Annotated in this window: 22 protein-coding genes; 12 read left to right on the top strand and 10 right to left on the bottom strand. The window is 71.4% G+C overall.

Annotated features, from left to right (window positions below; all coding sequences use genetic code 11):
* The first annotated feature begins 361 nt into the window (after positions 1–361).
* Positions 362–1,828 carry a histidine kinase N-terminal domain-containing protein gene (locus OG520_RS13280; protein ID WP_406016476.1) on the top strand — a complete coding sequence of 489 codons (1,467 nt, stop codon included), beginning with the start codon at positions 362–364 and terminating at the stop codon, positions 1,826–1,828.
* 216 nt (positions 1,829–2,044) lie between these two features.
* On the opposite strand, the gene OG520_RS13275 is transcribed toward OG520_RS13280, so the two are convergent.
* Together OG520_RS13275 and OG520_RS13270 are read right to left on the bottom strand one after the other, a co-directional pair.
* Positions 2,045–2,302 carry a WhiB family transcriptional regulator gene (locus OG520_RS13275; protein ID WP_003953983.1) on the bottom strand — a complete coding sequence of 86 codons (258 nt, stop codon included), beginning with the start codon at positions 2,300–2,302 and terminating at the stop codon, positions 2,045–2,047.
* Between the two features lie 319 nt (positions 2,303–2,621).
* Positions 2,622–3,590, bottom strand: a complete 969-nt coding sequence (locus OG520_RS13270) for a diacylglycerol/lipid kinase family protein (RefSeq protein WP_406013312.1) — start codon at positions 3,588–3,590, stop codon at positions 2,622–2,624.
* Positions 3,591–3,753: 163 nt separating this feature from the next.
* Between OG520_RS13270 and OG520_RS13265 the strand changes: the two genes are divergently transcribed.
* Positions 3,754–4,209: a hypothetical protein gene (locus tag OG520_RS13265; RefSeq protein ID WP_406013311.1), complete on the top strand. Its 456-nt coding sequence runs from the start codon at positions 3,754–3,756 to the stop codon at positions 4,207–4,209.
* A gap of 90 nt (positions 4,210–4,299) precedes the next feature.
* Here the strand turns inward: OG520_RS13265 and OG520_RS13260 are convergent, their stop codons facing one another.
* The 3 genes from OG520_RS13260 to OG520_RS13250 all read right to left on the bottom strand — a co-directional run bounded on the left by OG520_RS13260 (position 4,300) and on the right by OG520_RS13250 (position 6,154).
* Positions 4,300–5,253 carry an RNA polymerase sigma factor SigF gene (locus OG520_RS13260; RefSeq protein WP_371095424.1) on the bottom strand — a complete coding sequence of 318 codons (954 nt, stop codon included), beginning with the start codon at positions 5,251–5,253 and terminating at the stop codon, positions 4,300–4,302.
* A complete protein-coding gene (locus OG520_RS13255; RefSeq protein ID WP_072483809.1) occupies positions 5,250–5,663 on the bottom strand; it encodes an anti-sigma regulatory factor in 414 nt (137 codons plus the stop codon). The genes OG520_RS13260 and OG520_RS13255 overlap by 4 nt, the downstream gene beginning before the upstream one ends.
* A 230-nt stretch (positions 5,664–5,893) precedes the next feature.
* Positions 5,894–6,154, bottom strand: a complete 261-nt coding sequence (locus OG520_RS13250) for a UBP-type zinc finger domain-containing protein (protein ID WP_399328893.1) — start codon at positions 6,152–6,154, stop codon at positions 5,894–5,896.
* 57 nt (positions 6,155–6,211) lie between these two features.
* Between OG520_RS13250 and OG520_RS13245 the strand changes: the two genes are divergently transcribed.
* Positions 6,212–7,816: a Na+/H+ antiporter gene (locus OG520_RS13245; RefSeq protein ID WP_406013310.1), complete on the top strand. Its 1,605-nt coding sequence runs from the start codon at positions 6,212–6,214 to the stop codon at positions 7,814–7,816.
* Here the strand turns inward: OG520_RS13245 and OG520_RS13240 are convergent.
* The 4 genes from OG520_RS13240 to OG520_RS13225 form a co-directional block, all read right to left on the bottom strand.
* Complete coding sequence (locus OG520_RS13240) at positions 7,789–8,706, bottom strand: 1-aminocyclopropane-1-carboxylate deaminase/D-cysteine desulfhydrase (protein WP_406013309.1); 918 nt, start codon at positions 8,704–8,706, stop codon at positions 7,789–7,791. The two genes, OG520_RS13245 and OG520_RS13240, sit on opposite strands and share 28 nt — an antisense overlap.
* 33 nt (positions 8,707–8,739) lie before the next feature.
* Positions 8,740–9,330 (bottom strand): N-acetylmuramoyl-L-alanine amidase, encoded by a 591-nt coding sequence (locus OG520_RS13235; protein WP_385329354.1) that lies wholly within the window; start codon positions 9,328–9,330, stop codon positions 8,740–8,742.
* A 137-nt stretch (positions 9,331–9,467) separates the two neighbouring features.
* Positions 9,468–10,664, bottom strand: coding sequence for a globin domain-containing protein (locus OG520_RS13230; RefSeq protein ID WP_406013308.1), 1,197 nt, complete (start codon positions 10,662–10,664; stop codon positions 9,468–9,470).
* 137 nt (positions 10,665–10,801) lie between these two features.
* On the bottom strand, positions 10,802–11,251 hold the full coding sequence (locus OG520_RS13225) for an RrF2 family transcriptional regulator (protein WP_399328898.1): 450 nt from the start codon (positions 11,249–11,251) through the stop codon (positions 10,802–10,804).
* 176 nt (positions 11,252–11,427) lie between these two features.
* On the opposite strand from OG520_RS13225, the gene OG520_RS13220 reads away from it, so the two are divergent.
* The 3 genes from OG520_RS13220 to OG520_RS13210 all read left to right on the top strand — a co-directional run bounded on the left by OG520_RS13220 (position 11,428) and on the right by OG520_RS13210 (position 14,894).
* Positions 11,428–12,834: a family 2B encapsulin nanocompartment shell protein gene (locus OG520_RS13220; RefSeq protein ID WP_406013307.1), complete on the top strand. Its 1,407-nt coding sequence runs from the start codon at positions 11,428–11,430 to the stop codon at positions 12,832–12,834.
* A 91-nt stretch (positions 12,835–12,925) separates the two neighbouring features.
* Positions 12,926–14,068, top strand: a complete 1,143-nt coding sequence (locus OG520_RS13215) for a family 2 encapsulin nanocompartment cargo protein polyprenyl transferase (protein ID WP_406013306.1) — start codon at positions 12,926–12,928, stop codon at positions 14,066–14,068.
* Positions 14,069–14,219: 151 nt separating this feature from the next.
* Entirely contained in the window at positions 14,220–14,894 is a 675-nt protein-coding gene (locus tag OG520_RS13210; RefSeq protein WP_406013305.1) for a DUF6304 family protein, read from the top strand.
* A gap of 270 nt (positions 14,895–15,164) precedes the next feature.
* Here OG520_RS13210 and snpA read toward each other — a convergent pair whose 3' ends face one another.
* The gene (snpA, locus tag OG520_RS13205) at positions 15,165–15,842 is read right to left on the bottom strand and encodes a snapalysin (protein ID WP_399328902.1); all 678 of its coding nucleotides are present in this window, start codon (positions 15,840–15,842) and stop codon (positions 15,165–15,167) included.
* A 244-nt stretch (positions 15,843–16,086) separates the two neighbouring features.
* On the opposite strand from snpA, the gene OG520_RS13200 reads away from it, so the two are divergent.
* From OG520_RS13200 to OG520_RS13175, 6 genes are all read left to right on the top strand, one after another.
* Positions 16,087–17,040 carry a LysR family transcriptional regulator gene (locus tag OG520_RS13200; protein WP_399328903.1) on the top strand — a complete coding sequence of 318 codons (954 nt, stop codon included), beginning with the start codon at positions 16,087–16,089 and terminating at the stop codon, positions 17,038–17,040.
* Positions 17,041–17,125: 85 nt separating this feature from the next.
* Positions 17,126–18,130 carry a reductase gene (locus tag OG520_RS13195; RefSeq protein ID WP_406016475.1) on the top strand — a complete coding sequence of 335 codons (1,005 nt, stop codon included), beginning with the start codon at positions 17,126–17,128 and terminating at the stop codon, positions 18,128–18,130.
* 159 nt (positions 18,131–18,289) lie between these two features.
* On the top strand, positions 18,290–20,011 hold the full coding sequence (locus OG520_RS13190) for a choice-of-anchor A family protein (RefSeq protein ID WP_406013304.1): 1,722 nt from the start codon (positions 18,290–18,292) through the stop codon (positions 20,009–20,011).
* Positions 20,012–20,020: 9 nt separating this feature from the next.
* Positions 20,021–20,377 (top strand): DUF952 domain-containing protein, encoded by a 357-nt coding sequence (locus OG520_RS13185; protein ID WP_406013303.1) that lies wholly within the window; start codon positions 20,021–20,023, stop codon positions 20,375–20,377.
* On the top strand, positions 20,374–21,300 hold the full coding sequence (locus tag OG520_RS13180) for an NAD(P)H-binding protein (RefSeq protein WP_399328906.1): 927 nt from the start codon (positions 20,374–20,376) through the stop codon (positions 21,298–21,300). Before OG520_RS13185 ends, OG520_RS13180 begins: the two co-directional genes overlap by 4 nt.
* Before the next feature lie 60 nt (positions 21,301–21,360).
* On the top strand, positions 21,361–21,984 hold the full coding sequence (locus tag OG520_RS13175; RefSeq protein ID WP_406013302.1) for a nucleotidyltransferase domain-containing protein: 624 nt from the start codon (positions 21,361–21,363) through the stop codon (positions 21,982–21,984).
* The last annotated feature ends 13 nt before the right edge of the window (positions 21,985–21,997 follow it).

Below are 21,997 nucleotides of genomic sequence, written 5' to 3'. Positions count from 1 at the left end.
GGCGGACGGCCCCGGGAACACCCGCGGGCCACGGCGCCGGGACGGGACCCTCAGCCCGTCCGGCACCGCAGCCCGGAGTAAGACCGGCCATCACGGACGGTCTGTTCGGCCGGCGGTGTGCGGTGCCCCCGGCCGGGGATGAGGTACCGACGCGGTCAGGGCAGAGAGCGCGGTACCTCGATCCGCCCTCCTGTGCGGGGAGAGCGGAAGATCTGTCTTCAGCATTGTGGACTAGACCATTCACCCGTGTCCATCCATAGGAGAGCCGCAATTTTCCGGCCTCCTCCCTCTGCACGCGCGGCCAGGTCGTTCGGTTCGGAACCAATGCCCATCCGCGGGTACGCTCGCACACGTGCCCTCCATGAACGACCTCGTCCGCCAGCACACAGCCCTCAGCGACACCGACCTGGAGTGGCTGCATCTGCTGGTCTCGGAGTGGCAGCTGCTCTCCGACCTGTCCTTCGCCGACCTCGTGCTCTGGGTCCCCACCCGCGACGGCACCCGCTATGTGTCCGTGGCACAGATGCGCCCCAACACCGGCCCCACCTCCTACCAGGACGACATGGTCGGGCACCTGGTGCCGCGCGGCCGGCGTCCGCTGCTGGACGCGGCGCTGGACGAGGGCCGGATCGTGCGCGAGGGCGACCCGGAGTGGCGCGAGGAGGTGCCGGTACGGGTCGAGTCGATCCCCGTACGCAGGGAGGGCCGGGTCCTCGGGGTCATCGCACGCAACACCAACCTGCTCACCGTCCGGACCCCGTCCAGACTGGAGCTCACCTACCTCCAGTCGGCCTCCGACCTGGCCCAGATGATCGCCGCCGGGTCCTTCCCCTTCCCCGGCCAGCAGGTCGACATGGACGCCTCGCCGCGCGTCGGCGACGGGCTGATCCGGCTCGACGCCGACGGAGTCGTCCAGTACGCCAGCCCCAACGGGCTGTCCGCGTACCACCGGCTCGGCCTCGCCTCCGACCTGGTCGGCCAGCACCTGGGCGGGATCACCGCCGAACTCGCCCCTTCCCGGGGCCCGGTGGACGAGGCGCTGGTCAAGCTGGCCAGCGGCTACGCGCCCCGGGAGTTCGAAGTCGAGTGCGCGGGCGGGGTGATCCAGCTCCGGGCGATCCCGCTCAAGCCCAAGGGCGTCCGCATCGGCTCCCTGGTCCTGCTCCGGGACGTCACCGAACTCCGCCGTCGCGAACGTGAGTTGATCACCAAGGACGCCACCATCCGGGAGATCCACCACCGGGTGAAGAACAACCTCCAGACCGTGGCCGCCCTGTTGCGGCTCCAGGCCCGGCGGATGGACTCCGTACGGGGCCGCGAGGCGCTCAACGAGGCGGTACGGCGCGTCGGTTCGATCGCCATCGTTCATGAGACGCTGTCCCAGAATCTGGACGAGCGGGTGGAGTTCGACGAGATCGCCGACCGCGTCATCGCGATGGTCGCCGAAATCTCACCGGGCAAGGTCACCTGCCGCCGGACGGGACGCTTCGGCATCCTCGACGCCGAAGTGGCCACGCCGCTGGCGATGGTGCTCACGGAAGTCCTGCAGAACGCCCTGGAACACGCCTTCACTCCTGCCGAGTCCGGCACGGTGGAGGTGTCCGCGGTGCGCGGCGGCTCCTCCGCCGGGACGCGGCTGCTGATCAGGGTCCAGGACGACGGATGCGGTCTGCCCGAGGGATTCGACCCGCAGCGCGCCGGCAATCTGGGGCTGCAGATCGTCCGGACGCTGGTGGAAGGCGAGTTGGGCGGAACCTTCGGCATGGTCCCGGCCCCCGAGCGTGGCACCCAGGTCGTGCTCGACATCCCGGTCCGGTCCCAGAAGTAGCCCTTCCGGTCCGCCTGTTCGTCCGTTCGCCCGCGTGGACGGACGGGCGGCAGGAACGAGGCCATGAACACAGCAGTGAGCCCGGACCGTTGTCACGGTCCGGGCTCACTGTTCATGCGTGCGCTTCGGGGGTACTGCGCGCTGCGACTCGGGGGGCGGGGTTGTGCGTACGCTCTGTACGCGCCGCCTGGCTGAGGCTCGTAGCGGTGGCGTCGGTCAGGCGCTGGCGTTACGCGCCCGGTTGCGAGCGGCACGGCGCTTCATCGCGCGGCGCTCGTCCTCGCTGAGGCCACCCCAGACGCCGGAGTCCTGGCCGGACTCGAGCGCCCACTGCAGGCACTGCTCCATGACGGGGCAGCGACGGCAGACGGCCTTGGCTTCCTCGATCTGCAGCAGCGCAGGACCGGTGTTGCCGATGGGGAAGAACAGCTCGGGGTCTTCCTCACGACAAACGGCGTTGTGACGCCAGTCCATGGCTGCTACCTCTCCTTGGTATTACATACTGGTGCTTGTGAATGTGAACGCTTTCACGAATCCCCCCGCAGATGACGGGCCGACGCCCAGATGAACTGGTTGTGGTCCTGTGCAGTGAGGAGGGGTTCTGGCTTTCAGTGGAGGCTGGTGTTGCGGGCCGTCCCGATCGCCATGTAGAGATTCGCAAACCTCGGCGGCGGATACAACCCCTTCTGGAAACTTTTTTTTGATTCCTCGGTGTCGACTAGGTCACAGCCGTACTTCTATGGGGTGGAGCCCAGCCCAAACGTTCGAGTTAAAGGACTTTGGTCCCTTCCACTCACACAATCACACGCAGTGCACGGCGTACGCCTGTGAACGTCACACTTGTGCGCACTCCCAGGTGGTCGCCGTCCATCTGGAAAGGCAGTGGCACCTTTGAATGCAAGGTGAAGTCCGTGAGGTCATGAAGTGAAACGGCGTGCTTGCCGGACGGGCCCTTCTCCGGACTCGAAGTGAGCAGCTGGGTGCCGTAACGAGCGACCGCCGGAGTGGAGAGCCGCTTCAGTCCGAGCACGTCCAGGCCGGTGTCGAAAGTGGCCTTCGGCGAGGCGTACAACGGACGATTGCCCAGGTAGGACCAGGGCGCGGTATTGGAAATTATGGACAGTGCCAGGTCGGTGACCGGTTCGTGCCCGGGGGTCTCCAGGGTCATCACGCCCTGTCTGCGGTGCGGCTCGTCGAGGAATTGCCGGACCACCTGGCGTACATAGAGCGCGTGCGTGGAACGCTTGCCGCGTTCGCGTTGCTGTTCGACCCGGCCGACCACGCCCGCGTCGAATCCGAGTCCGGCGCAGAAGGTGAACCAGCGTTCCGGGACCGACTCGTCCTCGGTGCCGGGGGTGCCGGCCGCCAGTCCGAGGCCGACCGTGCGTTCGGTCCGGTTGGCGAGCGCGTCCAGGATCGCGCCGGTCGCCTCCACCGCGTCGTTGGGCAGGCCAAGGGCGCGCGCGAAGACATTGGTGGAGCCGCCGGGAACCACCGCGAGGCTCGGCAGGCGATCCAGATCGGGGCCGTTGTGGAGGAGACCGTTGACGACCTCGTTGACCGTGCCGTCGCCGCCCAGGGCGACCACCAGATTGATGTCGTCGGCATCCGCGGCGCGTCGCCCCAGGTCCCGGGCGTGGCCCCGGTATTCCGTGGTCACGGCCTCCAGCTTCATCTCGCTGGCCAGCGCGTGGATGAGCACGTCACGCGTCCGCGCACTGGTGGTGGTAGCAGCTGGATTGACCACGAGGAGTGCGCGCATGACCGCCAGACTACCTACCGCGCGGTATCACTCTGAAGTCCCGCCCCATGACATTCACGCTCGGTGACGACCCGGGTGCTGCGGGGGCGGGCCGGCCGTCCGTTCCCGTACCGATTCCGACCCCGGCTTCGCTTTCGCGGCGCCGGAATGCCAACCTGCAAGGGTGAGTACTCAGCAGAACACGCCCGCCTCGTCGCCCTCGCCGAGGCTCGAACCGGCGAAGCCGAGCAGGATCACTCTCGTTGCCGCGCTCACCGCCCTGGAAGGGGCGGCGCTGGTCATCGGCGGGATCTACATGCTGGTCATGGGTCTGCTCGGACGCCCCGAGAGCCCGCAGCAGGCGGAGATGGGCGGTCTGACGCTGATCGCGCTCGCCCTGATCCCGTTGTTCGCCGCCCGTGGTCTGCTGCGGCGGCGCAGCTGGAGCCGCGGCCCCGCGCTCATCACGCAGATCATCGCGCTCCCGGTGGCCTGGACGCTGCTGAGGTCGCACGGCGTGCTGATCCCGGCCGGGATCGTTCTCGCCGCGGTGACGCTGACGGCGCTCTACCAGCTGGTCAGGCCGACGACCATCGAGGCACTCGGCATCCGCCGGCCGGGCACCACGCCGGAGGGCTGAGCCGGCCGCCCGATGTCCGGGCGGAGCGGCACGGCGGCACCGGACCGCCGCGGGCACGGGAGGGCCCGCGCCCGCGAGCGGCCCTGCCCGCTACTCCTCGACGAGCAGCCGCTCGCGCAGCTGCGCGAGCGTGCGGGCCAGCAGCCGCGAGACGTGCATCTGCGAGATGCCGACCTCCTGCGCGATCTGCGACTGGGTCATGTTGCCGAAGAAGCGCAGCAGCAGAATCCGCTTCTCGCGCGGCGGCAGGTCCTCCAGCAGCGGCTTGAGCGACTCCCGGTACTCGACGCCCTCCAGCGCCTCGTCCTCGGAACCCAGCGTGTCCGCGACCGCGGGGGACTCGTCGTCCGTGTCCGGCACGTCCAGCGAGAGCGTGCTGTACGCGTTCGCCGATTCCAGGCCCTCCAGGACCTCTTCCTCGGAGATGCCCAGCCGCTCCGCCAGCTCGTGGACCGTCGGCGAGCGGCCATGCTGCTGGGAGAGCTCGGCGGTGGCCGTGGTCAGCGAGAGCCGCAGCTCCTGGAGCCGGCGCGGTACCCGGACCGCCCAGCCCTTGTCGCGGAAATGGCGCTTGATCTCGCCGACGACCGTCGGGGTCGCGTACGTCGAGAACTCGACGCCGCGGTCCGGGTCGAACCGGTCCACCGATTTGATCAGGCCGATCGTGGCGACCTGGGTCAGGTCGTCCAGCGGCTCGCCGCGATTGCGGAACCGGCGGGCCAGATGCTCCACGAGCGGCAGATGCATCCGCACCAGCCGATTGCGCAGCTCCGCCTTCTCGGGCGACCCGTCGGGCAGCGCGCGCAGTTCGATGAACAGCGCCCGCGCCCCGCTGCGGTCGTGTGGATCGTGGTGCCCGTGCTCGCTCATCTGGCCTGCCCGCTCCGCCTGCGACTGCTCCACCGCGACCGTACGGCCCACAGGCCCGTCCGCCCCGTCCACCGGATGGGGCAGGGCCTGCTGTTCCGGGATGCCTGCTGCGCGCACCACCCCTGGTCGCATCGTTTCGTCCCGCACAGGACCGTCCCCGTTCCCGTTGCTCACGCCGGCCCGGGTCCCGCGCCGCGCTGTTTGTAGAGGCTGATGCTGACCGTACGGTCGTCGGCCACCGAGGAGTCGACCTTCCCGGCCAGTGCGGAGAGCACCGTCCAGGCGAAGGTGTCGCGCTCCGGTGCCCGTCCGTCCGTCGTGGGGGCGGCCACCGTGACCTCGAGAGAATCCTCGACGAGCCGGAAGACGCAGCTGAGGACGGAGCCCGGCACGGCCTGCTGAAGCAGGATCGCGCAGGCCTCGTCGACCGCGATGCGAAGATCCTCGATCTCGTCGAGAGTGAAGTCCAAGCGTGCTGCGAGACCGGCCGTGGCCGTACGCAGCACCGACAGGTAGGCACCCGCAGCGGGCAGCCGGACCTCTACGAAGTCCTGATTCCCGGGCTCGCCTGCGATCTGGGACACCCTCACCTCCAAGGTGGCACAAACTCTTTCGAGGATCCGGGAAGGGTGCCCCGGAGCCATGTGGTACGTCTTCGGTTCTGGTCCGCGACGCTATCGCGACCCATGATGCCGTGTCGCCAGAGCCCCAGCCCATGGCTGTCACTCATGGTAAACCCATGAGTACACACAGTGGCTAGAGGTCTGCGGCGGTCAATTACGAACAACCGGCGCCGGTTTGACGTACCCAGACGTCAGACGATCGAACCGTCCTCGAAGCACCAGCGCCAGCTCTCGCCGGGCTCGAAGCTCCGCATCACCGGGTGACCGGTCTCCTTGTAGTGCCCCGTGGCGTGCTGCAGGGGTGACGAATCGCAGCAGCCGACATGGCCGCAGACCAGGCAGAGCCGCAGCTGCACGGGGTGGGTGCCGGCCGCGAGGCAGCCCGGACAGGTCTCGCTGAGCGGGGCCGGTTCGGGGCGCGGCAGTCCGGACATGTGAGGGCAGTCACTCATGATTGTCAGGTTACGACGGATGCGTGGACCGTGAAATGCGGATGCGAGGACCGTGGAATGGACGTATTGCCGCTGGTGGGACTGGTCGCGGCCAGTGCGGCGGTCGCGGGGGCGGCCCGCCGCACCCCGGTGCCGGCCCCGCTGCTGCTCGTCGCCGTGGGCCTGATCGCCTCCTATCTGCCCGGGGTGCCCACGTACACCCTGGACGCGCACGTCGTGCTGCCGCTGCTGCTGCCGCCGCTGCTCTACACAGCGGCCGTCGACAGCTCGTACCTCGATCTGCGGGCCAATCTCCGGCCGGTCGCGCTGCTCTCGGTCGGTTACGTCCTGTTCGCGACCGTCGCGGTCGGCTGGCTGGCGTACCGCCTGGTGCCCGACCTGCCGCTCACCGCCGCGCTGGTGCTCGGCGCGGTCGTCGCCCCGCCGGACGCGGTCACGGCCGCCGCGATCGCGCGCCGGGTCGGGCTGCCCGGCCGGGTCACGACGGTCCTGCAGGGCGAGTCCCTGGTGAACGACGCCACCGCGATCACCGCGTACAAGGTGGCGCTCGCCGCCGCCGTGGGCGAGGGCATCAGCTGGGGCGCGGGGATCGGCGAGTTCTTCCTCGCCGCGGTCGGCGGCGTCGTGGTCGGCCTGGCGCTGATGGTGCCGCTGCACTGGCTCCGCACCCACCTCAAGGAGGCGCTGCTGCAGAACACGCTGTCACTGCTGATCCCCTTCGTGGCGTACGCGGCGGCCGAGCGTGTGCACGCCTCCGGGGTGCTCGCCGTGGTCGTCGTGGCGCTCTATCTGGGGCACCGGTCCTGGCAGGTGGACTTCGCGACCCGGCTCCAGGAGGCGGCGGTCTGGAAGATGGTCGCGTTCATCCTGGAGTCCGCGGTCTTCGCGCTGATCGGGCTCCAGCTGCCCTTCGTGCTGAAGGGGCTCGGCGCGTACGCCGTGGGCGAAGCCGCGCGGTACGCGGTGCTCGTCTTCCTCGCCGTGGTCGTGGTCCGCTTCATCTGGGTCTACCCGGCGACGTATCTGCCCCGGTGGCTGTCGAAACGGATCAGGGAACGCGAGCCCGACACCAACTGGACGGCGCCGCTGATCGTCGGCTGGGCCGGGATGCGCGGGGTCGTCTCGCTCGCCATCGCCTTCTCCATCCCGTTCGCCATGTCCGACGGGAGCCCCTTCCCGGCCCGCAACCTGGTGCTGTTCCTGACGTTCACCACCGTCATCGGCACCCTGGTCGTCCAGGGGCTCAGCCTGCCGCTGCTGGTGCGGGTCCTGAAGCTCCCGGAGCGCGACGCGCAGGCCGAGACGCTGGCCGAGGCGCAGGCCCAGAGCGAGGCCTCCGCGGCCGCCGAGGCGCGGCTGGAGGAGCTGCTCGCCGATGACCGCAACCAGCTGCCGGGACCCCTCGCCGACCGGCTGCGCACCGTTCTGGAGCGCCGCCGCAACGCCGTGTGGGAGCGGCTGGGTGCGGCCAATCCGGTGACCGGGGAGTCGGCGGACGACACCTACCGGCGCCTGGCCAGGGAGATGATCGACGCCGAGCGCTCGGTCTTCGTGACGCTGCGGGACGAGCGGCGGATCGACGACGAGATGCTGCGGACGCTGCTCAGACGGCTCGACCTGGAGGAGGCGGCGGCCTACCGGGAGGAGTCGGACGCTCCTTGAGGGCTGCCCGTGACGACCGCCGCGACCGTGGTTCCCGGAGGGAACGCACCCTCCTCGGACAGTTCGGCGAGCGCGTACAGCAGCTTGGCGACGTAGAGCCGCTCGACGGGCAGGCCGTGCCGCTGCTCGAAGTCGTCGGCGAAGGCGTGCAGGCCCGGGGTCGTACGGGCGTAGCCGCCGAAGTGGAAGCGTTCGTCCAGGGACCACGAGCCGGCCGGGCCGCCGAAGGCCTCCTCCTGCAGTTCCCGCACCGCGTCCCCGAGGAAGCCGCCGCGCAGCACCGGGATGCCGAGCGCCCGCTGCCCCGGCGCGAGGCCGGCGGCGAGACCGGCGAGGGTGCCCCCGGTGCCGCAGGCCACCGCGACCACATCGGCCCGGCCACGCAACTCGCGCCCCAGCTCTGTACAGCCCTGTGCGGCCAGGGCGTTGCTGCCGCCCTCCGGGATGACACAGCACTCCCCGAAGGCGCTCAGCAGCCCCGCCAGGACCTCTGGATCGTCCTTCGCGCGGTAGGTCGCGCGGTCCATGAAGTGCAGGGTCATCCCGTCGGCGGCGCACCGGGCGAGCGAGGGGTTCAGCGGGCGGCCGGCCAGCTCGTCACCGCGCACGACCCCGACGGTGGGGAAGCCGAGCAGCCGCCCGGCCGCGGCGGTGGCCCGCAGATGGTTGGAGTACGCGCCGCCGAAGGTCAGCACGGTGCGCCCGGCGGCGGCCCGCAGGTTGAGGGAGAGCTTTCGCCACTTGTTGCCGGGCAGGTCGGGGTGGATGAGATCGTCGCGCTTGAGCAGCAGCCGTACGCCGTGGCGTGCGAAGCGCTCGTCCCCGACCGGCCGCAGGGGCGAGGGGAGCACCGGCCGCAGCCGGGAGAGGTCGAGAGCTTCGGAGGGCATGCCGCAATTGTCGCCGGGCCGGGCGGGCACCGGTCACTTGAGGCGCTCGTGGATCCGGGACCGCATGGAGTCCATCGTGAAGCCGCGCGGGTCGACCTTGCCCGGCTGCCACTCCTTGTGGCCGATCACCGAGCGGGAGCCCCAGTCGTGGTGACGGCAGATCGCGGCGGCGGTCTTCTCGATGGCTTCGAGCTGGACGTCGGGCCAGGGGTCCTTGCCGTCGCCGAGGTTCTCGCACTCGAAGCCGTAGAAGTGCCTGTTCCCGTCGGTATTGGCCTCGTTGTCGCCCGGGAGGCGCTTCTCGGCGACGACGGCGCGCAGGACGTCGTCGTCGCCGAGTCCGGCGTGGTTGGCGCGGCCGTAGCCGACCAGATGGACCCGGCCGTCCTTGGCGATCACGCCGTGGCAGAGCGGGCCGGGCAGATCCGGGTAGCCGTCACGGCAGATGCGCACGGTGGACTCGGTGCCCTCGGTGACCGTGTGGTGGATCATCACGCCGTTGACCGGGCCCCAGGGGCCCTTGTGGTCGCGGTTGTGGGTACGCCAGTCGCCGACCTGGACGACGGTGAGCCCTTCGTCCATCAGGACTTCCAGGAACCTGCTCGCGGACATGGGGGAGGACATGGCCGTCTCCTTCGTACGTGGGGGGAACCAGCCTTGATCCGCTTTTACCGGAATGTCGCTCTCCGGGTCATCCCTTCGGCGGCTGTTCGGACTGTGTGCGATCCGATCCGGTCAACTTCGCGAGCATTGGGCCGGATTCAGTCCTGTGCCAGCCACATGTCGGGGCCGAACACCTCGTAGTGGATGTCGGTCGCCGGGATGCCCTTGGCCAGCAACTGGGTGCGTACGGCGCGCATGAAGGGCGGGGGGCCGCAGAGATAGGCGTGGGTGCCGGGGGCGACGGCGAGGCCGCTCAGATCGACCCGGCCGGTGCGGTCGGCGGGGTGGCCGGTCCCGGGGTCCTCGTACCAGAAGTGGGCGGCGGCGTCGGGGAGTTTGCCGGTGAGCAGGGCGTGGTCGGTGCGCATCGCGTGGGTGGCGGGGGAGCGGTCGCCGTGCACGACGGTGACCGGGGCGCGGTGGCCGGTCGCCGCGAGGTGTTCCAGCATCGACAGCATCGGGGTGCAGCCGATGCCCGCGGAGGCGAGCAGGAGCGGTGCGTCGGTGGAGTCGAGCACGAGATCGCCGTACGGGGCGGAGACCCGCAGCACGTCACCGGCCGCCACCTCGGTGTGCAGATGGCGGGAGACCTCGCCGTCGGGCGAGCCGCCACCGTGCACCTGCTTGACGGTGATCGAGCGGAGTCGCGAGCCGGGGGCGCGGGAGAGGCTGTACTGGCGTATCTGGCGGGCCCCGTCGGGGAGTTCCACCTGTACGGAGACGTACTGGCCGGGCCGGAAGGCGGGCGCGGGCGCTCCGTCGGCCGGGCGGAGCTGGAAGGTGGCGACATCGGCGGTCTCCTCGATCCGGGCGACCACCTCCCACTCGCGCCACACGTCGCCGGCGACAACGCCCTGCTGTGCGTACAGCCGTTCTTCGATCGAGATCAGGGCGCCGGCCATCAGCCAGTAGACCTCGTCCCAGGCGGCTGCGACCTCCGGGGTGACCGCGTCGCCGAGCACCTCGGCGATGGCGGCGAACAGGTGGGTGTGCACGACGTCGTACTGGGCGGCGGTGACGCCGAGCGAGGCGTGCTTGTGCGCGATCCGGCCGAGCATCACGTCGGGGCGGGTGTCCGGGTGCTCGATCAGTTGGGTCGCGAAGGCGGCGATGGAGCCCGCGAGGGCCTGCCGCTGGGCGCCGGACGCCTGGTTGCCGCGGTTGAAGAGGTCGCGCAGCAGCTCGGGGTGGGCGTCGAAGAGCTTGCGGTAGAAGAGATCGGCGATGTCTCCGACGGCCGCGCCCACGGCGGGGAGGGTGGCACGGACGGTGGCGGTCGACGTCTCGGAGAGCATCGGGACTCCTTGGATTTTAATTGGTATTTGAGATTCGTATTTTTGGGCAGTGTGGAACCGGGTAGCGCGAAACCGGGCGGAGTGAGGTCGGGTGGGGCGAGGCCGGGCGTGGGGCCCGTGGTGCGGCCGGTGGCGGCTCAGTCGGTGTCCGGGCGGCCGCGGCTGATGCCGATCAGCAGCGGTCCGGTGGGGGATGCGACGAGTTCGGTGATGGTGAGCGGATCGAGGGCGGCGTAGAAGGCCTCCTCCGCGCGGCGCAGGGCGCCGCGCAGCCGGCAGGCCGAGCGCAGCGGGCAGGGGGCGGTGCCCTCGCAGTCGACGACGTCGCCGGGCCCCTCCAGCTCCCGGACGAGCTCGCCGATCGAGGCGGAGCGGCCCGCTCCGGTGAGGCTGAGCCCGCCGCCGCGGCCCCGTCGCGCCTCGATGAGGCCGAGGTGCTGGAGCCTGGCGACGACCTTGGCGGCGTGGGTGTACGGCACCTGCATGGTGGCCGCCACCTCCCGGGTGGTCGGCGGGTCCTCGTTCTCCGCGACGGCGAGGCGCATCAGTACGCGCAGCGCCACGTCGGTGAATCTCGTCAGCCGCATGACGCTCACCGTAGATAAGTTGCATCGAGGATGCAAATTAAAGTGTCGCGCGGGTATCGCTGTGCGTGGTGCCCAGCCCAAAGCCGATTAGTCACACTCTTTTGTGTAATGGCGTGGGCGCTCTCCGTGCTGAAAGGCTTCTTCTCGCAGGTCAGCCGAAATTGAGAGGACCACAGATGTCCGTTGGTGAAGAGGTTCAGAACGCGTCGGTGCCGCCGCAGCAGAGTCTGGGGACGGCAGCGGCGCGGAACCTCGCGACGACCACCAAGTCCGCCCCGCAGATGCAGGAGATCACCTCGCGGTGGCTGCTGAAGATGCTGCCGTGGGTGCAGGTGCAAGGTGGTACCTACCGGGTGAACCGCAGGTTGAGCTACTCGGTCGGGGACGGCAGGGTGACCTTTGTGCAGACCGGTGACCGGGTCGCGGTCATCCCCGCCGAGCTCGGAGAGCTCCCCGCCCTGCGGGACTTCGGCGACGAGGGGGTGCTGGGCGAGCTCGCCCGGCGGTGCGAGCAGCGCGAGATCGCGGCGGGACAGGTACTGGCCGCGTCGGGGGACGCGGCGGACAGCGTCTACCTCCTGGCGCACGGCAAGGTCGAGAGGGTCGGCACCGGCCCCTACGGGGACGAGACGGTGCTCGGGGTCCACGCCGACGGGGCCTACTTCGGGGACCAGGCCCTGGTCGACGGCGACGCCGTCTGGGAGTACACGGCCCGTGCCGTCACCGCCTGCACAGTGCTGAAGCTGAGCCGGGCGGACGTGCTGAACCTCGCCGAGCGCGCCGACTCGCTCCGCGAACATCTCGCCGGACTGCTCAGCATCCCGGAGCAGCGCACCAACAAGTACGGCGAGGCGGCGATCGACCTCTCCGCCGGCCATGTCGGCGAAGCCGTCGTCCCGCACACGTACGTCGACTACGACGCGGCGCCGCGGGAGTACGAACTGAGCGTGGCCCAGACCGTGCTGAAGGTCCACAGCCGGGTCGCCGACCTCTACAACCAGCCGATGAACCAGACCGAGCAGCAGTTGCGGCTCACGGTCGAGGCGCTGCGCGAGCGCCAGGAGCACGAGCTGATCAACAACCGCGAGTTCGGGCTGCTCAACAACTGCGACTACGGGCAGCGCCTCCAGCCGCACGACGGTGTGCCCGGCCCCGACGACATGGACGAGCTGCTCTCGCGCCGCCGCGGCTCGAAGCTTTTCCTCGCCCACCCGAGGGCCATCGCCGCATTCGGCCGCGAGTGCAACAGGCGCGGCCTGGTGCCGGAGAGCGTCGACATCGGCGGACACCATGTGCCGGCCTGGCGGGGTGTGCCGATCTTCCCGTCCAACAAGATTCCGATCACCGACGCCCGGACCACGTCGATCATCTGCATGAGGACGGGTGAGGCCGAGCAGGGCGTCATCGGACTCCAGCAGTCCGGCATCCCCGACGAGATCGAGCCCAGCCTCTCGGTCCGCTTCATGGGGATCGACGAGCAGGCGATCATCTCCTACCTGGTGACGGCCTACTACTCCGCGGCCATCCTCGTGCCGGACGCCCTGGGCGTACTGGAAAACGTCGAGGTCAGCCGCTGGCGGTAGCCCCTCGGGGGCCCGGACGACGATGTCCGGGCCCCCGTCAACCTCCGCCACCGGGCAGCCGTGCCCGGGGCGGCCTCGGGAGGACGTCCCAGTGAAGACCCATCACGCACCCCAACCACCCACACCCCGGGCCCCGGGCGACGACGCCCCACCCGTCGGTGCCCCGGCCGCCCCCGCGACGCGGGGCGCCGACGACCCGCCCACCCTCGCGGCGCAGGGCCAGGAGGCCGAGATCCTCCTGGAGCGGACCAGGGCCCTCGTGGATCCCCAACTGCGCGCCGCCGTCGAATCCCTGCCCGGATCGATCCGCCGCGTCGCGATGTACCACTTCGGCTGGCAGGAGGCCGACGGCAGCCCGTCCTCGGGACCGGCGGGCAAGGCGATCAGACCCGCACTGGTCCTCGCCGCCGCCCGCGCACTGGGCGGCGACCCGGCACAGGCGGTGCGGGCAGCCGTCGCCGTGGAGCTGGCCCACAACTTCACCCTGCTGCACGACGACGTCATCGACGAGGACCGGACCCGTCGGCACCGGCCCACGGCCTGGGCGGTCTTCGGCATCCCCGACGCGGTCATCGCGGGCGACGCCATGCTCGCCCTGGCCCAGCGGCTGCTCGCCGAGGACCCGTCCCCGGCCGGGGCCCGCGCCTCGGCACGGCTCTCGACCTGCGTCATCGAGCTGTGCGCGGGCCAGCAGGCCGACTGCGCCTTCGAGGACCGGGGTCCCGACGAGGTCACGCTGGACGAGTGCCTGACCATGGCCACCGCCAAGACCGGCGCCCTGCTCGGCTGCGCCTGCGCGCTGGGCGCGTTGTACGCGGGCGCGGGGGAGTGGGTGGTCGGCGCGATGGACGGATTCGGCCGGGAGGCGGGCCTCGCCTTCCAGCTCATCGACGACCTGATCGGCATCTGGGGGGACCCGGCACGGACCGGCAAGCCGGTCGGGGCGGATCTCGTCGCCCACAAGAAGTCCCTCCCCGTAGTCGCCGCGTTGACCTCCGGCACCCCGGCGGCGTCCGAACTCGCCACGCTCTACCGGGGATCGATGAACACACCCGGCGAGGTGAGCAGCGCCGCCGACGCCGTCGAGCGGGCCGGCGGCCGGGACTGGGCGCAGATCGCCGCGGCGGACCGGATGGCCCGCGCGGTCCACCACCTGTCCCGGGCGGTCCCCGACCTGGCCGGCGCCGGCGACCTCCTGACCCTGGCGGAGTTCGTCACCCGCCGGACGCACTGAGGGCGGGGAGCGGAGAGCAGGGCACGGAGCCGAGAAAGGTGAAGGGGGCGGAGGAAGGAGAACGGAACAAGGTGCCGAGGTCACAAGGCCCGTGAGCCGAAACGGAGGGCGAGAGGGCGACTGTCATGGGCACGGGCTACAGTCCGTGCCCATGACAGATGAGTCATGGGCAGGGTGGTACCGGGACCGACAGGGTTCCGACGCCGTCGTCCTCACCACCGACGGACAGCAACTACGCCTCCGGACAAGAGGCATCGACTTCGAGGGCGCGAGCTTCGACGGCCTCACCCCGGCCGTCGGCACGCCACCGGCCGACGACCGGTTCACTCTGGTGGACGGTGCGCTGAGCGACTGCGTCCTGGAGTGGGACCTTCCGCTCCCGGTCCTCTGGGAGGGAGCCGTTCACCAGGCCACGCTCAGCTGCCTGTTGTCGCTGCGCCGCCCCGATTCGTACCTCGGCCTGGAGCTGCAGTTCGGCGGTGCGGCCTACACGTCCCATCGCGCCGAGAACGACTTCGCGTCCGCGCTCGCCACGATCCAGCGCGCCCTGCCGCCCGGTGTGCGTCTCCAGACCTGCATCGCCTGCGCCTTCTCGGACTACTTCCCGGCCCCGGCCGCGGTGCGCGGACTGTCCGGCGGCCTGGCCTGCTTCCGGGGCGCCAAGGACGCCTACCGCGGGGTGGCCGGTGAGGGCGATGTCCTGGACCTGTGGGACCGGCGCACGGGATTCGTCCAGGAGATCTGGAGCTGCCGCGAGTACGAGCCCCGCCCGGAGCAGGGTGCCGGTACGGGCCACCGCGGCGCCTTCCCGCTGGAACACGCCTGATCGTCCCGGCCCCGGGCCGTGACCGACTGCCGGGCCCGGCCCGGCCCCGGTCCGTGGGCTCGGACCGGTCCGTGGGCTCGGACCGGTCCGGCCCGGCTCGGTCCGGCAGTCGGTCCGTGGGCTCGGCTCGGCCCGGACCGGTCCGGCCCGGGAGGACGGCGTGGTGCCGTGCCACCGGGCCCGTACCGCGTTCGGGAGCCGGTGGGCAGGGCGCAGGGGCCACCCCGTCCTACGAGGTGGCCCCTATGGTGCGATGCGTCCGGACCGGGGTCAGGAGGCGCTGCGCGCGAGTGCGGCCGCGAAGCCGTTCTGCCACAGGTAGTTGACCTGGCTGCGCTCGTTCGCGTCGGGATACGGGTTGGTGCAGGACGGGCCGGGGCCGCCGCCCGACATCAGCTCGCTGCACGGACCGGAGTAGTGGTCCGGAAGGCCGAGCACATGCCCGGTCTCGTGCGTGGTGACGCGGGTCGAGTCGTACTGCTGGTTCTGCGCGTAGTCCAGGAAGATGTATCCGTTGCCGTGCCCGTCGGTGCTCGCGTACGAGCCGCTCGGGTCGTTGCCCTCGTAGTAGGTGAAGTCGGCGTTCGAGCCTTCCTGCAGCCGGACGTTGGAGACGGAGCTGTTCCAGATCTGCGCGCTGTTGGATATCTGGGTGCGGAAGCTCGGCGCGTTGGCGGTGCTGTAGACGATGGTGACCGACTGGGCGCCGGGGTTCGCCGCCTGCTTCTTCGCCACGGACTTGGCGACCGCCTCGAAGAACGCCTTGTTCGCGGCGGCGTTCTCGTGCGACCCGGCGTAGGCGGTGTAGCCCGCCCGGACGTCCGAGGTGGTGGTGACGGGTGCTGCGGCGGGGGCCGAGGAGGCGATCGCCGGTGCCGTGCCCAGCGCGGCCGCGAGGCCGAAGCCGAGGCCGACCACGGCCGACATGACGGTCCTGGGGTGTTTCATGGGGGGTCTCCTACCGTTACCGGTCCGATGAACCCGTCCGATGATCGGACTCGGACGGGTGCGGTACGGAGAGAGTGTCGGGGAGCGGAAGCCGCGGCGGATGATGTCAACCGGCGATAGCACCGGGCTATCGCCAACCCCGGTACCGCCGCCGAAGTGTCCACCAACTCCAGGTGAATTAAAGGACTTTGGTGTGATTGGGGAGTCTGGTGCGACAGTCGTCCGCCGCCCTACGCTCGACCGTATGGAGCTTGAGGTGAGACACCTCAGGGCGCTGTGCGCCATCGCGGATACGGGCAGCCTGCACCAAGCCGCCCGCAGGCTGGGCGTGAGCCAGCCCTCCCTGACCACCCAGCTGCGCCGGATCGAGAACACCCTGGGCGCCGAGCTGTTCCGCCGTGAACGGACCGGCTGCCGCCCGACGTTGCTCGGCCGCTCCGTCCTCAGCCGGGCCCGCCCCCTGGTCGACGGAATGACCGCCCTGGTCAGCGATGCGAAGGCGGAGGCGGACGCGGTCCGGGCCTCCGGGCCCCGGCTGCGCATCGGCTGCACGGCGAGCCGGGTCATCGGCGGCTGGCTGCGCAGGCTGCGGCTCCGGCTGCCCGGTACGGACATCTCGCTGCGGGTCGACGTATCGGCCGGCGCACTGCTCCGCGACGTCGGGGCGGGCGGGCTCGACGTCGCCTTCGTGCACGAGGTCGAGGGCTGCCCGCTGGCCGTCCCCGACGGCCTGGAACAGCGCGTACTCCTTGACCGCGAACCGCAGTTCATCTCCATGGCCCGGGACCACCCGGCCGCCGCCCGCCCCGTGGTCGACCTCGTCGACCTGGCGGCCGACCGGTGGATGGTCGACCCCACGGTGGACGGCGAATGGGACGGGCTGCGCCGGGTGTTCGGCGAGGCCGGCCTCGCACCGACCGTCCTGCACGGCGACTACCTCACCGCCGCCTCCCTCGTCGTGCTCGGCGAGGCGGTCGCCCCCTGCCAGCCCACCTCCGGACCGCGCGACGACATGGCGATCCGCCCGCTGCGCGACGACCCCCTCGCCGTACGGCTGCTGCTGGTGTCCCGGCCGGGCGCCGACACGGCCACGGTGTACGGGGAGTTGGAGGCGGCCTACCGGGAGGCGGCCCGGCGCGCGGTCGGGTACCACCAGTGGCTGCTGCGCAACCGCAGCCCGCTGGCCCGTACACCGTGAGGCACCGGTTCCCGATTCCGCCGAGAGCGAGGACCGGTTCCCACCGGGCCGCCCGGCGGGCAGAGTCGGTCCCATGAGGCTTCTGATGCTGGGTGGTACGGAATTCGTGGGACGCGCCGTCACCGAGGCGGCGCTGGCGCGCGGCTGGCACGTCACGGTGTTCCACCGCGGCCGGCACGCACCCCCGCCGGGCGTGACGGAACTCCTCGGCGACCGCACCACCGAGGACGGCCTCGCCGCCCTGGCCGGATCCGGCGACGGCCCCGGCGGGTACGCCTGGGACCTGGTGGTCGACACCTGGAGCGGCGCCCCCTCGGCCGTACGGGACGCGGCCCGTCTGCTGGCCGGCCGGGCCGCCCGGTACGCCTATGTCTCCAGCCGCTCCGTGTACGACTCCCCGGCCCCGGCCGGTCTGCCGGAGGAGGGCCCGGTGGTGACCGGCGCCTCGCCCGACGCGGGCGGGGACGTCTCGTACGCCCTGGCCAAACGCGGCGGCGAACTGGCCGCGCTCGACGCCTTCGGCGACCGGGCCCTCCTCGCCCGCGCGGGGCTGATCCTGGGTCCCTGGGAGAACATCGGCAGGCTGCCCTGGTGGCTGCTGCGGATCGCCCGCGGAGGACCCGTGCTGGCCCCGGGCACACCGGATCTGATGCTTCAGTACATCGACGCCCGCGACCTCGCGAACTGGCTGCTGGACGCGGCCGGCAGCGGTCTGCACGGGCCGTACAACCTGGTCAGCCGCTCGGGCCACGCCACCATGGGGCAACTGCTGGAGGCCTGCGTACGGGCCACCGGCTCCGACGCGGCACTGCGCTGGACGCCCGCGGAGAAGATCCTCGCGGCGGGCGTGGAGCCGTGGACCGATCTGCCGGTCTGGCTGCCGCCGGGCGAGCTGTACGACACGATCCACGCGGGAGACGTCAGCAAGGCGTACGCGACCGGCCTGCGCTGTCGCCCGGTCGAGGAGACGGTCACCGACACCTGGAAGTGGCTGGAGGAGCTGGGCGGGAAGCCCCCGCAGCGACCGGACCGGCCCGCGGTCGGCCTGGACCCGCGCGTGGAGGCCGAACTCCTGGCGGACTCGGCCTGACGCACCGTCGGACACCGCGGGCGCACTGCCGGGGACGGCCCGGCGCACGCTCGCGCGCACGGGCGTACCCGGTCGCGGTCCCGTGTATCCGGGTGCATCGGGCTCGATCCGGGCGTGGCATTCCTATCGTTTGGTACGTAAAGCTGCATATTGCCCCTTATGGCAACAGAAGCGCGTAGGCGCGGCAAAGGTATCCGGGCGGCGGTGGCCATGGCGGCGGCCGCGGCCATGGTGGGCACGATGGCGTCCATCGCTCTCGCCGACCCGCTGCCCGGCGGGCTCGGCCCGTGTCTGGGCAGCGACTGCCCGACGACCTGGCTCGATCCGAACAACGGGCCCGTCACCCATCACGACAGCAATATCAATATCTTCGTCGGCGGCGACTTCCTGGTCCGGGAGGCCGCCGCCGAGGCCGAGGGGAAGATCGTCACTCTCGGACAGTTCGACATGAACAAGCGTGAAGGCGCCTCGCAGATCTACAACGTCGGCGTGGCGGGCGTGGGCTCCCGGGTGCCGCCCCCCAACGGCTCCGACTACCTGACCGTGGGCGGGGACCTGACGGTCGCGAACGGGCAGCGGCTGCTCGCCGAGGAGGGGGCGAACCACGGTGTGGTCAAGTACGCCCGGAACGTCAGCGGAACGGTGATCCCGGCCCCGCTCCGCGATCCGGCCGCCGCGGAACCGTACACGGCGCTGCGCGACCAGCTGACCGCGGCCAGCCACTGCTACGCGTACGACGACAACCAGGACCACCGCCGTCCCGCCACGGGCACCGTGGTGAACGCCGGTTTCGAGACCGTCTTCACCGGTGACGGCACCTCGCCCCTCCAGGTCTTCGCCGTGGACGCTGATGTGGTGTCGGCCCAGGGCGGCCAGCAGGGCATCACGTTCAACGCCATCCCGGACGGTGCGACGGTGCTCGTCAACGTCTACGGGAGCAGCCGCAGCATCAACACACTGATGGGCTCGCTGCCGCAGGCCGGACTCCGCGAGCGCCTGCTGTGGAACTTCCCGGACGCCACCGAGGTCGGGCTGCACGGCACCGGTCAGTTCCAGGGCAGCGTGCTGATCGGCCAGCAGTCGAGTGCGGCCACCTTGGACATGAGCGGCACCAACGGCCGTTTCTACACCGCCGGTTCGCTGACCCACACCTCGGCGGGCCAGTCGGGTGGCCAGGAGCTGCACGCCTACCCCTTCGACGGTGATCTGCCGACCTGCGGCGAGGAGCCGACGCCCACCCCGACCCCGACTCCGACGAGCACCCCCACCCACACGCCGTGGCCGAAGCCCACGCCGACCCACACCTGGCCGCACAAGCCGGGTGGGTCTGAGGAGCCTGGTGGCTGGGCGCACAAGTCCGAGGGGCCTGACAAGCCCGGGACCTGGGCGCACAAGTCCGAGGGGCCCGACGAGCCCGGGGCCTGGGCGCACAAGTCCGAGGGGCCTGACAAGCCCGGGACCTGGGCGCACAAGTCCGAGGGGCCCGACGAGTCCGGGGCCTGGGCGCACAAGTCCGAGGGGCCTGACAAGCCCGGGACCTGGGCGCACAAGTCCGACGGGCCCGACGAGCCCGGGACCTGGCCGCACAAGTCCGAGGGGCCTGACAAGCCCGGGACCTGGGCGCACAAGTCCGACGGGCCCGACGAGCCCGGGACCTGGCCGCACAAGTCCGAGGGGCCTGACGAGTCCGGGGCCTGGGCGCACAATTCCGACGGGCCTGACGAGCCCGGCGCCTCGCCGCACAAGCCCCATCCCGGAGGGGAGCTCCCGCACACGGGTGCGCACGGCGGTGAGTGGATTCTCGGCGGGATCGCCGCCGCTCTGCTCGTGGCCGGATCGGCGGCCACGCTGATGGCCCGCAGGGCGCGTCGACGCGGCTAGCTTTGGCCCATGGCCGAACTGCTGCACCTCACCGAAGGCCCCCTGTGGGAGGCGGCCCGCGGGATCGGGACGTACGAGATGTCCACCCGCGGCCGCACCCTGCACGAAGAGGGCTTCATCCACTGCTCGCTGCCGCACCAGCTCACCGGCGTGGCCGAGATGCTGTACGGCGCCGGGAGCGGGGCCGGGACCGGCGACCAGGAACTCGTGGTCCTCGTCATCGATCCCGACCGGCTCCCGGTGCCCGTACGGTACGAGTCCGTTGCGCCCGGCGGCGAGGAGTTCCCGCACATCTACGGCCCCGTCCCGGTGGACGCGGTCGTGGAGGTGCGGCCCTGGCCGCGCAAGGAAGGCGACCCCGCATGAACAACCCACCCCCCACCGGCCCGGAGAATCCGGGCGCCCCCATCATCGCGGTCACCGGCGCGAGCGGAGCCGTCGGCGGCCGTGTCGCCCGGCGCCTGGCGCGCGCCGGAGTGCCCGTCAGGCTCCTCGGGCGCGACCCGTCCCGGCTGCCCGAACTGCCCGGCGCCGTCGCCGCCCCGCCCGCCCCGTACGGCGACGGGGAGGCCATGCGCCGTGCCCTGGCCGGGGCGCACACGCTGTTCCTCGTCTCGGCGCACGAGAGCCCGGACCGGGTGCGCGAGCACACGACGGCCGTGGACGCGGCGGTCGCCGTGGGCGTCGAACGCATCGTGTACGTCTCCTTCCTGGGCGCGGCACCCGACGCCACGTTCACCTTCGCCCGGGACCACTGGCACACCGAGGCGCACATCCGGGCCGCCGATGTCCGCTACACCTTTCTCCGCGACAGCCTGTATCTCGCCGGGATCCCGGCCATGACCGGCGCCGACGGGGTGCTGCGCGGCCCCGGTGGCGACGGCCGGGTGGCGGCGGTGGCGCACGACGACATCGCGGACGTCGCGATCACCGTCCTGCTGGCCGACACCGAGAGTGCCGACACCCGCTACGACGGGATCACCTACGACCTGACGGGCCCCGAGGCGTTCACCCTCGCCGAGGCTGCCGAGGAGCTCGGCAGGGTCACCGGCCGGACCATCACCTACGTGGCGGAGACCCGTGAGGAGGCCTACGCCTCCCGGGCGCAGTACGGTGCCCAGGACTGGGAGGTGGCCGGCTGGGTGACGTCGTACGAGGCCATCGCCACCGGCGAGATGGCCACGGTCTCGGACGCCGTGCCGGACCTCACCGGCCATCCGGCGACGAGCCTGGCCACCTTCCTGAGGGAGCATCCGGACAGCTACCGGCATCTGCTGACGACGGACTGACCCCACGGCGGGCGGTGCCGGAGGGCGGGCGGCGCCGGAGAGGGAAAGGGGCCTGCGGCCATGCGTACGGAAACTCCGTGGGGTCCCTGGGATCCGCTCCCGCCGGACGAGGCCGCCCGCCTCTTCGCGCCGTTGCGCGTCCCCTGGTGGATGGCCGGGGGATACGCGGTCGAATTCGCCGTGGGCCACGCCTTCCGGGACCACGGCGACATCGACGTGCTCCTGCTCCGCCGCGACCAGCTCGCCGCCCAGCGTCTCCTGGCGGGCTGGGAGTGGTGGGCCGCGGACCCGCCCGGCACCCTGCGCCCCTGGCTCCCCGGCGAGGTGCTGCCGCCGTACGTGCACGACATCTGGTGCCGCCCGGGGCCCGACGAGCCCTGGCGCGTCCAGCTCATGCTCGACGACGCGGAGGGCGACGACTGGCTGTTCCGCCGAGATCCCCGCATCCGCCTGCCGCTCGACCGGCTCGGCCGGGTCTCCGGGGACGGCGTTCCGTACCTCTGCCCCGAGGTGCAGCTCCTGTACAAGGCCGGGTCCCCGCGCCCCAAGGACGAGGAGGACTTCGCGAAGGCGCTGCCGGTCCCCACCGCGGACCAGCGCGCCTGGCTGACCGGGACCATCACCCTGGCCCAGGGCGCCGGGCACCCGTGGGCGGTCCGCCTGCGCGCCCACCCGGCGGGCTGACGGGCCGGCCGGC

The sequence above is a fragment of the Streptomyces sp. NBC_00984 genome (genome assembly GCF_045162475.1).
Taxonomy (GTDB): domain Bacteria; phylum Actinomycetota; class Actinomycetes; order Streptomycetales; family Streptomycetaceae; genus Streptomyces.
The sequence above is the reverse complement of the archived record's forward strand: the minus strand, read 5'-3'. Positions and strand labels throughout refer to the sequence as shown.

What these genes read in the sequence shown, in the direction of transcription:
- OG520_RS13245 (WP_406013310.1), top strand. Translation starts at nt 6,212, where the DNA reads ATGGACGTATTGCCGCTGGTGGGACTGGTCGCGGCCAGTGCGGCGGTC.
- OG520_RS13230 (WP_406013308.1), bottom strand. Translation starts at nt 10,664, where the DNA reads ATGCTCTCCGAGACGTCGACCGCCACCGTCCGTGCCACCCTCCCCGCC.
- OG520_RS13250 (WP_399328893.1), bottom strand. Translation starts at nt 6,154, where the DNA reads ATGAGTGACTGCCCTCACATGTCCGGACTGCCGCGCCCCGAACCGGCC.
- OG520_RS13235 (WP_385329354.1), bottom strand. Translation starts at nt 9,330, where the DNA reads ATGTCCTCCCCCATGTCCGCGAGCAGGTTCCTGGAAGTCCTGATGGAC.
- OG520_RS13185 (WP_406013303.1), top strand. Translation starts at nt 20,021, where the DNA reads ATGGCCGAACTGCTGCACCTCACCGAAGGCCCCCTGTGGGAGGCGGCC.
- OG520_RS13280 (WP_406016476.1), top strand. Translation starts at nt 362, where the DNA reads ATGAACGACCTCGTCCGCCAGCACACAGCCCTCAGCGACACCGACCTG.
- OG520_RS13225 (WP_399328898.1), bottom strand. Translation starts at nt 11,251, where the DNA reads ATGCGGCTGACGAGATTCACCGACGTGGCGCTGCGCGTACTGATGCGC.
- snpA (WP_399328902.1), bottom strand. Translation starts at nt 15,842, where the DNA reads ATGAAACACCCCAGGACCGTCATGTCGGCCGTGGTCGGCCTCGGCTTC.
- OG520_RS13270 (WP_406013312.1), bottom strand. Translation starts at nt 3,590, where the DNA reads ATGCGCGCACTCCTCGTGGTCAATCCAGCTGCTACCACCACCAGTGCG.
- OG520_RS13210 (WP_406013305.1), top strand. Translation starts at nt 14,220, where the DNA reads ATGACAGATGAGTCATGGGCAGGGTGGTACCGGGACCGACAGGGTTCC.
- OG520_RS13175 (WP_406013302.1), top strand. Translation starts at nt 21,361, where the DNA reads ATGCGTACGGAAACTCCGTGGGGTCCCTGGGATCCGCTCCCGCCGGAC.
- OG520_RS13195 (WP_406016475.1), top strand. Translation starts at nt 17,126, where the DNA reads ATGCTGGGTGGTACGGAATTCGTGGGACGCGCCGTCACCGAGGCGGCG.
- OG520_RS13240 (WP_406013309.1), bottom strand. Translation starts at nt 8,706, where the DNA reads ATGCCCTCCGAAGCTCTCGACCTCTCCCGGCTGCGGCCGGTGCTCCCC.
- OG520_RS13180 (WP_399328906.1), top strand. Translation starts at nt 20,374, where the DNA reads ATGAACAACCCACCCCCCACCGGCCCGGAGAATCCGGGCGCCCCCATC.
- OG520_RS13275 (WP_003953983.1), bottom strand. Translation starts at nt 2,302, where the DNA reads ATGGACTGGCGTCACAACGCCGTTTGTCGTGAGGAAGACCCCGAGCTG.
- OG520_RS13200 (WP_399328903.1), top strand. Translation starts at nt 16,087, where the DNA reads ATGGAGCTTGAGGTGAGACACCTCAGGGCGCTGTGCGCCATCGCGGAT.
- OG520_RS13220 (WP_406013307.1), top strand. Translation starts at nt 11,428, where the DNA reads ATGTCCGTTGGTGAAGAGGTTCAGAACGCGTCGGTGCCGCCGCAGCAG.
- OG520_RS13190 (WP_406013304.1), top strand. Translation starts at nt 18,290, where the DNA reads ATGGCAACAGAAGCGCGTAGGCGCGGCAAAGGTATCCGGGCGGCGGTG.